At 35.4% G+C, this 14135-nt stretch carries 8 protein-coding genes; all 8 read right to left on the reverse strand.

The window, feature by feature from the left end; all coding sequences use genetic code 11:
- Positions 1–47: 47 nt before the first annotated feature.
- The 8 genes from HNQ00_RS08570 to HNQ00_RS08605 all read right to left on the reverse strand — a co-directional run bounded on the left by HNQ00_RS08570 (position 48) and on the right by HNQ00_RS08605 (position 13986).
- Complete coding sequence (locus tag HNQ00_RS08570; protein WP_173837919.1) at positions 48–593, reverse strand: hypothetical protein; 546 nt, start codon at positions 591–593, stop codon at positions 48–50.
- A gap of 57 nt (positions 594–650) precedes the next feature.
- Positions 651–1703: an AI-2E family transporter gene (locus HNQ00_RS08575; RefSeq protein WP_173837920.1), complete on the reverse strand. Its 1053-nt coding sequence runs from the start codon at positions 1701–1703 to the stop codon at positions 651–653.
- A gap of 215 nt (positions 1704–1918) precedes the next feature.
- A complete protein-coding gene (locus HNQ00_RS08580; protein ID WP_173837921.1) occupies positions 1919–2848 on the reverse strand; it encodes a mechanosensitive ion channel family protein in 930 nt (309 codons plus the stop codon).
- A gap of 290 nt (positions 2849–3138) precedes the next feature.
- Positions 3139–4050 (reverse strand): mechanosensitive ion channel family protein, encoded by a 912-nt coding sequence (locus tag HNQ00_RS08585; protein WP_173837922.1) that lies wholly within the window; start codon positions 4048–4050, stop codon positions 3139–3141.
- Between the two features lie 231 nt (positions 4051–4281).
- Positions 4282–4692 (reverse strand): DoxX family protein, encoded by a 411-nt coding sequence (locus HNQ00_RS08590; protein WP_173837923.1) that lies wholly within the window; start codon positions 4690–4692, stop codon positions 4282–4284.
- Between the two features lie 391 nt (positions 4693–5083).
- Complete coding sequence (locus tag HNQ00_RS08595; RefSeq protein ID WP_173837924.1) at positions 5084–6511, reverse strand: L-serine ammonia-lyase; 1428 nt, start codon at positions 6509–6511, stop codon at positions 5084–5086.
- Positions 6512–6687: 176 nt separating this feature from the next.
- Positions 6688–8985 carry a translocation and assembly module lipoprotein TamL gene (gene tamL / locus HNQ00_RS08600; protein ID WP_173837925.1) on the reverse strand — a complete coding sequence of 766 codons (2298 nt, stop codon included), beginning with the start codon at positions 8983–8985 and terminating at the stop codon, positions 6688–6690.
- Positions 8986–9000: 15 nt separating this feature from the next.
- On the reverse strand, positions 9001–13986 hold the full coding sequence (locus tag HNQ00_RS08605; protein ID WP_173837926.1) for a translocation/assembly module TamB domain-containing protein: 4986 nt from the start codon (positions 13984–13986) through the stop codon (positions 9001–9003).
- Positions 13987–14135: the final 149 nt, after the last annotated feature.

The following is a 14135-nucleotide window of genomic DNA, read 5'->3' on the forward strand; positions in this document are numbered from 1 at the left end:
ACATAGTTATATATTTTTATTTATTTTCGAAATATATTCAGAAAGTATTAAAAACAAGGTGTATGCCCGTATGGGTCTGCTTCGTGATCAATAGTAAATTTAAACACTTTATTTGAACCGTTGCTTTGATAAGAAACGTAGTCCCAAACTCCTGAATGTATCAATGTGTACTCTCCGTTTACTTTACCATCTATTAACTCATCGTACTTTGTTGTAACGGTAGGATGCGCACCGCCAGCTCTGAAATCCTCACTCTTAAAAACAATTTTTATTGCTTTCTTTTGACCTTGATACTTAACTAGGTTTGCTTTTCCATTAGAGCCAAATTGAATCCAAATACGTTTGTTAGCATCAGTATCAAATGTGTAGCAGATGTATTCAAACTTATCATCAGTTTTACTTGTTTTAGTAGCACTAGCGACAGTATCTACTGCAGTTAGCTCGGGACTAATTTCTTCCATTGGTTTTTCGACCGGCTTTTCAACGGTTACACTATCAATAGTTTTCGTGTCTGTAGTTTCGACTTTATCCTTACAGGAATTTAATGTAAGAAGCGTTACTAGCATTAATGGATATATCGATTTTATTTTCATGAGATTTTGTTTTAAATTTAAAGTAGTAGAAAAGTGTAATTTTAGATTGATGTAGTATTAGTTGGTATTATTTGTTTCGCGATTGTCGAGATATAATTCTTGTACTAGTACAATAACTATTACTGTAACTGGGGTCGCAAGAATAAGTCCCCATCCACCGGTCAGAGCTCCCATGAGTAATTGGGCAATAATAATTAGTGCTGGCGGCATGTTAATAAGTTTTTGCTGTACTAATGTGGTAATAAAATTACTTTCTACAAACTGTATTAGCGTGTACAAACCAGCGACTAACAAGGCTGTTTCTGGACTTTGTAATAAGGCTACTAGTACGGCAGGTATTAAAGCAATTATAGGACCAAAATTAGGGATAAAGCTAATTAGACCTGCCAGTAAGGCAAGTACTAACCATAAAGGCATGCCTATCGCCGCTAAACCTATTGCAGTTAGAATGAAAACCACAAACATCGAAAACAATTTTCCTTTTAACCAGTTGCGTAGTTGTTTGTTTAATTTATCCATAATTGTTCTAGCCTTTTCTTGTCCTCTTTTAGGAATAAGTTGGATAATTCCCTCAGTATATGTTAGAGGAGCAATACTAAAAAATATAGCAATGAACAAAATCACATAAACATCACCAAATATCCCGAAAGTGGATTGAAAAAACTTTCCAGCAAAACCTTGCACTTTCTTTGTAGCATCGTCAGAGGAGGCACTGTCTATCACTTCATGACCTACAGTGCTATTATTCATTTGGTGTTTTACATTTTCAATAGTTTTGGGTAAAGTTTCCATTAAATCACCAATTTGCGTTTGCACTTTGGCTCCAATAAGATAAAATAAACCTGCCACAATTAGCAGCGTACCTAGGATGGATATTACGACACAAACCATCTCCTTCCAGCCAGTTTTTCGTTCGATAAAATTACTAATGCCCCTAAAAAAGATAGCAATTAAAGTACCAGCTAGAATTAATAAAAAGACATTTATTGTTGTCTTTAGCATGAGTAGCGAAAGCAGCACAAAGCTGACTATTCCCACTGTAATCCAAACCTTTTTTTGGAAGCTAGGGTTGTTATCAGGAGTATCTTGTTGTGTATTTTTTTCGATCATAGGGGTATATTTTAGTTTACTATTTTGGATAGTGATGTAAGTACATTGTTTGTTTATTTATTAGTAGTAAAAAAGTGTACTATAAAGAGTGAAAAAAAATCAATGTTCCTTGTATTGGCAGCGTTTACTAGCGCCAATAAATTACTTTTAACTAAAATAGACAATTTTTAAACAGTCGGTATATAAAAATTTGTTAATCCGTGTCGCAGTTGTTATTATTGCGCAATAGTTGGGGGTTCTTGACTTAAGGTAATTCTTGTCTTTGGTAGGCTGTCAGGATATTTTGCTTGTATAAAACTGATCATTTTTTCTCTTATATACACACGTAAATCCCAAGAGGTAGGAGAGTTTTTTGCACTCACTAGAATTCTAATTTCGATGGTTGTTTCTTTTGAGTCTGTTACTTGCAGTACGTTGACATTTTTATCCCATAGTGGGCTTAGATTCAACAGTCGAGTAAGTTCTGTTCTTAATTCTTCAAAATCAATTGTGTAATCAGTATATAAAAAAACAGTTCCTATAATATCAGCGTTGGTTCTAGTCCAGTTTTGAAAAGGTTTCTCAAGGAAGTAGGTAGACGGAAGTACTAATCGCCTTTTATCCCAGATTCTCACTACTACGTACGTCAAATTTATTTCTTCGATCCAGCCCCATTCGTTTTCTACTAGCACTGCGTCGTCTATCCGGAAGGGTTGTGTAATGGCAATTTGGATTCCCGCTAATAAGGCACCTACAACTTTTTGTGCAGATAAACCGATGATAATCCCAGCCACTCCCGCCGATGCAAATATCCCTATTCCTATCTGTCTAATGCCGTCAAAAGAGAGTAAGATACTTGCGACTGTGATTAAAACGATTATGAAAATAACCACTTTCTCAAAGATGTTGATTTGTGTGTGTAATTTTCTCGAATGCAAATTGTCTTCTACAGTGATATCGTACCGATTTAAAATATTTTGTTTGGTTCTACGAATCACGATGATTAAAAAACAAGAAAAGCTAGCAATTACAAAATTATGCTGCTGCGAAGATAATACCGCAGTATTAATATTTAGCATGTTTGTCAGCGCCGCTAAGATTGGTCCTAGCGCAGCAGATAAGGCGACAAAACAAACGCTAATGATGAGGTAGCAATTTCTTTTCATAGTGATTATCTGTTTATTAATTTTTCAGATTGTGCATAATTTTGAGTGTGCTTTTTTTTCGAATTTCACTTGTAATATTCCAGCAGTACTCGTATAAACGAAAATACGATAAATAGATTGGAGCTCAAAAGTTGGCGTAAAAAAATAGGATTTTGTTAAGAAATTATGCTGTTTAAAAAGCAATCAGCTATTTAAGTTGCCCTAAATATAGATAATGAAAAAAGCCTGATTACTCCACTCTTATTGGAGTAATCAGGCTTATAATTTCTAAAATTTTTATTAACCAGTTCCTACTTATTAGGATTTGCAGTTGCCATTTGAATTGGCGTTTGCGATAAAGTAGTTCCACCCTTGATTCCAAAATCTAATGTGCGTATAGGGAACGGAATCATAATATCATTAGCGTCATATGCTTTTTTAATATTTAAAATTGCTTGACTTCTTACCTTGTTGTAAACAGCTTGTTCTGGTGTGTTTACCCACATTCTAACAGATAGATTAATTGAACTATCGCCAAATTCCATCAGGAAAACACTCACCTCGTCATCAGGAGATAAGTCCGCTATATCTTTCACAGCGTCATGTGTAATTGCAAGCACGCGTTCTAAATCATCACCGTATGAAACGCCAACGCTTAGGTCAAACCTTCTTTTTTGCAGAATAGTGTAATTTTCAATTGGGTTTTGAAAAACTTCTTTGTTAGGAATAATTACTGTTTTACCTTGAAATGTCTCTACAACAGTGTCGCGCAAGTTGACCATTTTTACTTTACCCATGTACTCTTTAATTTGCACTATATCGCCCACCTTTAAAGGTTTTCTAAATGATATGAAAATTCCCGACATGAAGTTAGCAGCAATATCTTGAAAAGCGAATGCTAATGCCAAACCTAAAATCCCGGCACCGGCTAAAATCGATGTAACGGCTTTGTCTAGATTTAAGATGCTCAAAACTGTAAACAGAACAATACCTATAAAAGCAAAATAAACTACCGAGCTAAACAAGTTGTTTAGTGTAATATTAGTAGATATTTTTGCCACTAACTTTGCTGTAAGTCTTTTAATAAACTTAGCAATGTAAAGACCAATTACTAAGACAATGGCGGCGATAACAATATTAGGTAATAATTTAATGATCATTTCGCCCCAACTTACTAATTTATCGTTTAGTAGTTCGCTCATTTTATTTAAGTCAAAATTCATGTTTTATTTTTGGTTTAATGTTAATTTTTGTTCGAAAACACTAATATAAGGAATGAAATAGCTGCAAGCAACTTTTATAGGTCATTAATGGTTCCTGCCAGATTGCAAATAGAAATAGGACTACAGCTAATTGAAAGCTATCTCCTTCTAATACAGAAGCTGAGCAAGGCACAATTAAAAGTATTTATCGAAAAATATTTTTTGACTTTTTAAGTCTTTTTATAGTTTGTTTTAAACCCCTTTTTTATTTTGAAGCAAGATGTTATCTACAGCATAACTGTTGTTGTCTATATAATTAACTAGGTAAGCAACAAATGCTAGATGCACTAACTGAGAGGTAATAGCATCCCAATTCTCAATAAGTGTGCAACCAAATATTAACGAGATCAACAATGTAGAAAGTACAATAGCAGCTGTTCTAGTGAACAAACCAAGTACAATCATTAGTCCAAAAGTAAATTCTACAATAGGAATTGCATAAGTGAAGGGAACCGTTAAAATTTCTGGTAGAATTGAGTTGGCAAACATCTTTAGCATTCCGTTGCTAAATGCTTGCAGTTTTGGTAAACGAACTAATCCATGTCCGAACATGCTTAGGCCTATTCCTAATCTTACGATTAAATATGTTGTTTTATTTTGCATTCTATTAGTATTAGTTATTAATAATGTTTTGTGAGTATCTAGTCTTGTTTTATAGCTACTATAGTACGTTAACGAAGTTATGAAAATAGGTTCAAAATATAATCGAATGTAAAGTAAATAAAGTAGGTGACTTATTAATCAGTATTAACGATTAAGTACTAGTTGATAACTGTCGTTGTTGACTACTAAAATGTCGCGTGAAGGATCGCAGTGGAAATCCTCTTATGCAGTATAACGGAATAAAAGATTGTAACGAAGAGCCTGACGTTGCTGGAATGCAATGCAAGCTACGGCACGCCCAAATAATAGGGATTGAATCCAAATTAAAAAACCTACTAGATGGCAGTAAAAGTGCGCATTAGTAGGTTTATAATATATATGCTATGTTTTATTAGCAGTCGGCCATATTCACGGCGATTGCTAGACCACCTTCAGAGGTTTCTTTGTATTTATTATTCATGTCTTTTGCAGTTTCCCACATAGTGCTGACTACTTTGTCGAGAGGTACTTTGGCATTTTTAGCATCAGTAGAAAGTGCTAATTCAGCGGCGTTAATTGCCTTTATAGCACCCATGGTGTTGCGCTCAATACAAGGAATTTGGACCAATCCACCTATAGGATCACAGGTAAGACCAAGGTGGTGTTCCATTGCTATTTCTGCAGCCATTAACACTTGCTCAGGACTTCCGCCCATGAGTTCGCACAATGCAGCCGCTGCCATCGCAGAGGAAACGCCTATTTCGGCTTGGCAACCACCCATAGCTGCAGAGATAGTAGATCCTTTTTTAAAGATGCTTCCTATTTCGCCGGCAACTAGTAAAAATTGTTTGATTTCTTTAGGACCTGCTTGGTGATTTTCGATAACCATGTAATACATCAATACCGATGGAATTACACCAGCACTACCATTTGTAGGCGCAGTGACAATACGACCTAATGCGGCGTTTACCTCATTTACGGCTAGTGCAAAACAGCTAACCCATTTTAAGATCTGGCGAAATTTAACTTCTGTTTTTCTAATTTCTTCTAACCACGATTGTGGGTCAGCATAGTTAGATAACCCTATTAATCCTTGATGCATGTCAAAGGCTCGGCGACGCACATTAAGACCACCGGGTAAAATCCCTTCAGAGTGGCATCCTATGTACATGCATTCTAACATGGTATTCCAGATGCGCATTAACTCGTGATCAATGACTTCTTCGGTACGCATTGATTTTTCATTCTCATATACAATTTCCGAGATGCTTTTATTCTCGCTAATGCAAAAATTAAGCAGCTCAGCAGCATTGTTAACCATGTACGGGAAAGCACATTTTATCTTGATCTTTTCCTTAGCATTTGTACGTTCTTCTTTGACTACAAAACCACCACCAATAGAGTAGAAGGTAGCAGTATATTCATCGCCTGCTGCGTTAAAAGCAGTAAACATCATCCCATTAGAATGAAAAGGTAAAAAGTCTTTATTGAATATAATATCTTCATGAATATGAAATGCAATTGCATGCTCATTAGCAAGAAGCAGGGTGTTTGTTTTTTCGATCGTTTTAATGATACCATCGATATTTTCTACAGGAATATACTCAGGATCTTGTCCGCTTAAACCTAACATTACTGCAAGATCAGTGGCGTGACCGCGACCTGTTAAGGATAATGACCCATAAAGATCTATCTTAACTCTTACTGTTTTGTCAAGAAGTTGCTCTTCACGAAGCTCTTCTAAAAAGCGTTCTCCTGCGCGCCACGGACCTAAAGTATGTGAACTTGAAGGACCAACACCAATTTTAAGCATGTCAAAAACCGAAATGCATTCTTCCATAGTACCCTTGTTTTTTTAGACAAATATAATCGAATTTAGCAACGAACACAGTCTTAAATTTATAAATATGAAATTTATATTGGAGATTGCTCACTTTCAATGATTATTTCACAATGGATAACTTCTCGATAATTTATGTAATGTTCAAAAAACAGGTCCTTATTATGATGTAATGCTTAAAATGGATACCCTATGGCTAGGTTAAAAACCAAATTATCACTTCTCCAAGCGCCGTTACCAAAGTTTATTTTGTCTAATACCCAACGTTCACCATCAGGTAAATACGGTTTGCGAATAGGGAAGGCGAGATCTGTTCTCAGTACTAAGAATGAGAAGTCAAAACGTAAACCAGCACCTACACCTACAGCCAGTTCATTCATGAAATCTTTTGAGAATTTTGCTCCCGGTTTTTCGGGATCTTCTTTAAGCAACCAGATGTTTCCAGCGTCTAAAAAGACAGCACCTTTAACTAAGCCATATATTTTTGCACGGTACTCTGTGCTAAATTCAAACTTTACATCTCCTGATTGATCGGGTAAAAAAGTATTGTTGTTTGTAGATCCATCGTAAGTTCCTGGTCCTAGAGATCGCGCTCTAAAGGCACGAAGGCTATTTGTTCCTCCATTAAAAAATTGCTTAATAAACGGCATCTCGTCAGAATTTCCGTAAGCAAATCCTGCTCCCACAATTACTCTACTTGCTAATTGTGAATCTGGACCTAACTTTAAGTAATGGCGAAACTCATTTTCGATTTTGATAAATTGGCTAAACGGTACATCAAAAACTTTAATAGTATCGCCTTTTTTTATGTTTGCTCCAGAAAGTAAACCAGTAATATTCCCTGATAAATCCACACTTCCTTTATAATAGAACGTGTTTTTCTTTCTTTTTTCCATCGTATTAGTATAGGTGTACGAATAGGTAGGGCCAAAAATCAATTGCTTTTCTATCACACGAGCAAGCGACGCGGTAGCATCAATTTGTGATTGATACAATGCAGTAACATTTTGCGGACTCGCATAGGTAATCTCGGTAAGATTAAATAAATGCTCTTTACGCTCGTTTTCTTTCCATAAATATCCAAAAGACGCTTTCAATGTTTGTAACGAATACAACTTTGTTCTATTTTGGAATTCGTATCCTAGAGTAGCTTTTGTTTTTGGAACAAACCCACTTGAAGATTCAAATTTAAATGGAGCAATAATTCTAGGCCATATTAAGTTGGCTTCAGTACCAAAACGGTATACGTTGAAGCCATTATTTTGTCCAGATACTTGCACTTCAACCCCACCAAAAGCAGAGATTGTCAACTGTTCAGCGCCTTTCCACAAGTTGCGATTACTCCAGTTTAAGTTTAGTTCTGTTCCCGTATAATTAGCAGAGTTGGTTTTAGCTAGTAATTCTGCTCGTATTGACTTTTTAGGCAACGGTGTTAAATAGTAGTAGGCATCGAGGTAATTGCCAATGGTATCAGCAACTTTAAATTGATTTTTTACAAATTTAAACGTCCCTAAATTAACCAATCGGTTCAAGGAAAGGTTGTGATCTGTTCTATTATACAAATCGCCCTTTTTAAAGTATAAAGTGCGGTCAAAAATTCTAGGCTTGAATAAATTTTCTTTATCTATAATGGTAAAGTCATGGTATTCTAATTTATTGCTATCTACGGTAGCTGAGCTATCTTTAGAAAGTTTAAAGTTAGGATAAACGACAATCTTATTAATCTTGTATTTGTTTTTAGCTAAGTCTGGAGTTTCGTCTTTGATTTTTACAATCATATCTACTTTATGATCTGCGACAGTGCTGTCTACTTGCACCTTTAAATAGTCCTCATTAAAGTAATAAAAACCTTTTTCTTTAAGACGTGCGTCTATGCGTTCTCGCTCTAATTTAATGTTATCTAAACTATAGCCAGCCTCTTTTTTAAGGACTGTGCCTCGCTTAGTGTTCTTCACTGCTGTACTCAAAACAGTAGAATCCTCTGGGAATTTTACGTCTCTAATCGTGTAAATCCTCCTTGGATCAAGTGTGTATTCTGCGGTGGCTTTCTTACCACTTCGAGTTGAATCAGCCTCAGATGTGGTGTTAAAATAACCGTTATTTTCAGCGTAGTTTTGCAGTACTTTTTTGTTGTATTCTAAATCTACTTTGCTGTAAAGAACCGGTGGCTCGCCCACTTTGTTACGCAACCAATACCTAAATCCTTTATCTTTTGTAGGCTCTCCAGCCAAGTTGTAAAAGAATAATTTAGGACGCATTCCTAGAAAAGAAGCATTTGGTTTAGGACGTAATAGTGGTGTCAAAGCAGCTTCTAATGCTTTTCGTTGTTTTTTAGGAGTGGTTTTACTCACTACATCTACAGAACCACCAGTGTATAAAAGATCTCCTTCAGGTATGTTACGTGTACCCGTGCAGCTTGCAATTAATACAGCGGTCAAAAGGCAATAGCTTATTTTTTGTCTACTCTTTGTCATCTTCGTTATAACGTATTATTTCTTAGCTTCTTTTTCGTTTGTTTTTTTCGAATGAAACAGTTCTCTAAACTTGTTGTAATCAATTGTTAGTACAAATGAAATTCCTGTTTCTACAACCTGTCCTTGCAAGGCAACTTGGTATTTATTGATGCGGTATGCTTTTAATTTATAACGGCCATCTTTAGATAATTGGTATTCGATACTCACATCACCCGCGATATTATTTGTCTCTTCGTTTGTTTGTTGCGGTCCTTCTAGCCCAAAACTACTTCCTACAGTAACTTTCAAGCGGTCGTTTAATAATTTTTTTGAAACGCCAACACTTAGGTCTGTTTTGTTTTCTAATTGTCCTGTTGTATAATCCTCGGTAGAGTTTAAATCAAAGTTTAATTCGACTCCTTCAATTAAATTTCCTGCTAAATTATTCAGCTGCTGTGAAAGGATTTTACTTGCGCTTTCTCTCGCTATAGAAGCTACAGAAGCACCACCGGCCTCACTAGAGAATGGATTTTCACCTATAAAACGATTCAATAGCAATAGCGCAAATACTTGCTTGTTTAATTCATCAGGTTGCTGACGTAACTGAGACAATTTAGCCTGTGTTGTATTGATGATTTCTGTAGACACGCTGTTGTTTCCATCAGGCAAAACAATGTCAAACGAGATAGTAGGTTTCATCAACTCTCCATTCATGATCAACTCCGTTTCAAACGGAATTTTTTGTTTGTAGGTATTTCTTATATCAGATGATGTGCTTCCTAATTGATCGTCAACTAAGTCAATAGGAGCAGCTTCATTTTTATATACTGCGGTGATGTTGATATCTGCAGATGTTGGCTCGCCTGTCCATAAAATGTAGCTGCCGTCTTTAATTTCAAACTTCCTTTTGATAAAATTAAAGTTCATTTCGTATGCACCTTCGTTCAGTTCGTAACGACCAGTAAGTGATGTTTTACCAGAAGGATCAATTCCTCCGGTTAATTCAGCCTCTCCTTTTAATTTTAAGAAATCACCATTAGCTTTGTCAATGATGATAGACAATTCGGCATCTTTGTCGACCTCGATATTTACCGAAGCGTTCATCCCTTTAATTTCAGTTTTACTTAGCGATTCATCAACAGTAATTTTAGTAATTAAAGGCGGATTATCTTGATCAATAAATTCGACAATTCCTTCACGATCTGCGATAGATGGATCAGATTGTGGTAATACAATGGCAAATTTAGTATCTGCGTTTACTTTAATAGTACCATCGATAGTAGGATTGTTTAAATCCCCTTTGATGCGAAGGTTGTTATTCAAGTACATCTCGCCATAATACAAATCGTTGTCTTGCGGCTTAGAGTTTACAGCTTTGAAATTTTCAGCTACTAGCGTTAAATTAAAGCCAGGATTGGTCAAGTCTTTTGTTGTAATGATACCATCAATAATCATGTCGTTGTCTTGATCATCTTTAATGGTGAATTGATCAAAATTAACTCCTGCATCATTAAATACAATATTGTCATTCATATCTTTGAATGTCGCATTTAATGGTGTTACATTAAATCCAATGGCATTAAACTTTAAATTTCCATTAATAGATGGTGCCGAAGAAGTTCCTGTAATCTTTAATTTACCATCAATAAAACCAGTACTTTTTTGTAAATTTCCTAGTGTAAACCCTTGTACACTTTTTAGATTTAACTTGGCTACATCAAGATTCATGTTAAGTCCAGAGGTTGCTGTTTTGTACGTTCCGTATAAATCCAGTTTGTTCTCTTGTCCTGTGATTCCTACAGCAGCATTGTAAGTATCTGCTACGTTATTGTCAACGTGAATTTCGATAGTACCTACTGTATCTTTCTTAAAAGCAAAATCGGCTATATTTAAATCTGAAACAAAATTTGGACTCGCATTTAAATTCTTGATAGTAGCGTCACCGTTAATGTTTCCGCTAATTTGAAGATCACTTTTTTCCACTAAACTGCTCAACGTTTCGATTTTGAAATCTTTAAACTGAACGGCTAGCGGCGCATTTGATTTCTCAGATTGCGACTGAATTAAAATGCTACTTCCTGATTTACTCAACTCAAATTTATTTGCATAAATTGCAGTAGACCCAAAACGAATCAGGTTTTCAGCAGCGACCTGCCACGGTTCGTAATTTAAAACAAGATTCTCAGGATTTAAATGCAGTTCGCTACCAGCAGCAACTGATTTTAAAGTACCAGCAATCGCGTAGCGCTCTACATCTTTAAGATCTTTTAATTGCAGTTGGTATGCTGCTATGTTGTCTTTTAACTGTCCCGTGAATGCGGTATAAGGCAACTGGAATTGATCGTTTTGAATGTCGTCAACAATAAACGAATAGTTTAATGATGTGGCCTCAGTGTTTACGTCAAGTACGGCATTAGTAATAGTATTTTTACCATAAACAAATTTAGGTATTTGTCCTTTTAATACGATCGTATCGTTCACTGTATTATAGCGCCCTGATATAGCGATTGGTTCCATACTTTTAATCTCTGGAAGCAATTGAGAAATAAGCGGACTACTTTGAATTTTCATGTTAAAATCAAAATTCTGTGGTTCGCTAGCAACTTTCTTTGCGCCAGGATTTGTATCATAGTACGTAGCTACTGAGTTTTGTAAAGCAGTAGCAATTTTAGATAATTTGTATTTACCTTTTATAGCAGCGTTTAAAAATGGAGATTTTACAACGATTGCAGTAGTATCAGGCTTAGCTGTTGCAACTAAACTAATAGAGTCGGTTACGATTTGCTGTTTCGCATCGGCAATTGTTAGTTTGACAATATTAATTTTACCGTTCAGGTAATCTAAGTCAGCAGTTTTAATATCGGCATCAATTGCACCTCTAATTTTTAAAGGTCCCGCATGCAGGTTTAACTTTTCAAGATCAGCTATATCAACATTTAATAATGCTTTTAAAGCTGGATATTTGTCTTTGAAATTTCCACTACTAATTAAATCAAAGGTTAGGTTAGGATTGCTCATATCGGCAGCGATATTGAATAATCCATTATTAATTGCGCCTTTTAAAGCCAGATTCTGGTATTTGTATTTGTTATAATCTAAGCTCACTAAAGTTCCTTGTACGGTAGCTTTTGCCGTTTTAGGATCTAATCCTGTTCCTTTAGCATTTCCTTTCAAGCTTAATTTACCAATGGTATTGTCACGCATTAACTTCCCTAAATCAAAATTAGATAGGTTTATTTGCGCATCGTAGCGCTCTTTGTTTTTAACGCGTTGGTCAAATAACGCGTTAACTTTTGCATTACCATAAGAGCTACCTAAAGCTAGGTTCGTATTAAAATTTGTGATCGTACCTTTAAATGTTCCTTTTAAATTCATTTGCGATGGCAATTGAATACTAGCAGGAATAGTTCCTTTAGGAGTAAAAGCTGCGATATCTTTTGATGTTGTTTTTACATCTTTTATATCAAGATCAAAATACGCTTTATCTACATCAGGTAATCCAGTAATTGATCCGCTCGCAGCAATAGTAGTCGCCCCAATACCGCTAACTTCTAATTGCGGAATACTAAGCTGCTTTAATTTTCCGCTTACTTTACTGTTAATTTTTAAAATTGCGTTTGGATTGCCCTTGAAAGGAACTGAGTTTTCCATGCCCGGAACAAAAATAAGAACATCTTGAAAACTCAAACTGCTGTTGTTTAAGTTTGCTTTTACACTTAGCTCTCCAAGATTTTCACTAATGCTTTCGATAGAAGGATACCCCACTTCGATATTGTCTTTTAGTTCGGTTTTAGCTGTCTTTAAATTCAAGTTCTTCAAGTACGCATTTTTTCGACCATAGAAAAAATCAGTGGTGAATGTTTGAATGTCTAAACCGCTCTTTTCTTTAACCGTAAGTGCTTTTAAGTTTCCTTCAATACTCAAAGGGCTGTAATGAAGGTTTGCAAGATCTACGTTTAAAGATTGTAGGTCTAAATGCTGGTAATCGATTCCTTTATTTGCAACAGCAGCATTGTTATTTTCGAAAACAAAATCAATATTCTTAAATTTTGTTTGTTTTATTTTTAGTTCGAGCTTACTCTGCTCTGCAGTTGCTGTAGTGTCTTGAACTGCAGTTGTACGAGTTGTCGTTTTACCAAAGCTTAGTTTACCCTTTGCATTTTCAAATGCAATTTCGTCGATAATAAACAATTGGTTGTTCATATCAATTTTGTTAAACTTTACCAGCAATTTTTTGAAGTCTAAATTAGTAGCCAGTTTACTTTTATCATCTGCGTAAGTCAGGTCGATTTTAGCTAAATCCACTTCACCTAATTGTAAATTGAAGGGCGCATCAGCCGTAGCATCGGCGACATCATCGCTTACTGCTTTGATTTTTTCGACTAATCCCTGAGCCAAAGCCACTTTTAATCCGTTGATTTTAATTCGGGGTACCTCAAAATTCATCTTATCAAGGTCAAATGTTTTCACACGAGTCTCTAGATGATTTAGATTTAAAGCAAGATCATTTTTAGTAAAAGCATCGCTGTATTTTATTTTAACGTCATCTAGATTAATGTATTGTAGTGAAATTTGGAGTGGAGTAGCGGTAGTATCAACCGGCGCTTTTTCTGGCGAAGCAAACGCTTTTATGATGTAATCAAAGTTAAAAACGCCTTTATCATCACGAATTACATTTGCAGTAATCCCTGTTAAATCAATGCTGTTAATGGTTACTTTATTGTTCAGTAGGTCAAACATGCTGATGTCTACAGCCAGTTCTTTTCCTGCTAATAATGTGTCCTTTTTTTGACCTTCAAAATAAACGCCTTCCAGAATAACTTTTTTAGGGAAGCCTATGTCTAGTTTGTCAATAGAAACTTTGGTTTTGATTTTTTCTTCGAGAAATGCTACCGCTTTATTCTTTGCAAAATTTTGCACAGTAGGGAGCTGTATTGCTACAAGTACCACGATGATTATTGCAAAAAGTATTCCTATAATCCATAAGAATATTCGTAAACTTATCTTTAAATATTTTTCCAAGTGTTTCTGTTTTAGGTCAAAAGGCTAATTTGTGCTGTTAGCATCTCAAGAAGATGAAACAGTGGCAAAGATTAAAAATTTAATCTAATATCTCTTATAACTAACAGACTTAATATTACAATATTTTAAGAATTTATTACGGTATTATT

The sequence above is a fragment of the Flavobacterium aeripolare genome (genome assembly GCF_013294025.1).
Classification (GTDB): domain Bacteria; phylum Bacteroidota; class Bacteroidia; order Flavobacteriales; family Flavobacteriaceae; genus Flavobacterium.

Coding starts and splice junctions, on each gene's coding strand:
- HNQ00_RS08570 (WP_173837919.1), bottom strand. CDS start 593: ATGAAAATAAAATCGATATATCCATTAATGCTAGTAACGCTTCTTACA.
- HNQ00_RS08575 (WP_173837920.1), bottom strand. CDS start 1,703: ATGATCGAAAAAAATACACAACAAGATACTCCTGATAACAACCCTAGC.
- HNQ00_RS08580 (WP_173837921.1), bottom strand. CDS start 2,848: ATGAAAAGAAATTGCTACCTCATCATTAGCGTTTGTTTTGTCGCCTTA.
- HNQ00_RS08585 (WP_173837922.1), bottom strand. CDS start 4,050: ATGAATTTTGACTTAAATAAAATGAGCGAACTACTAAACGATAAATTA.
- HNQ00_RS08590 (WP_173837923.1), bottom strand. CDS start 4,692: ATGCAAAATAAAACAACATATTTAATCGTAAGATTAGGAATAGGCCTA.
- HNQ00_RS08595 (WP_173837924.1), bottom strand. CDS start 6,511: ATGGAAGAATGCATTTCGGTTTTTGACATGCTTAAAATTGGTGTTGGT.
- tamL (WP_173837925.1), bottom strand. CDS start 8,985: ATGACAAAGAGTAGACAAAAAATAAGCTATTGCCTTTTGACCGCTGTA.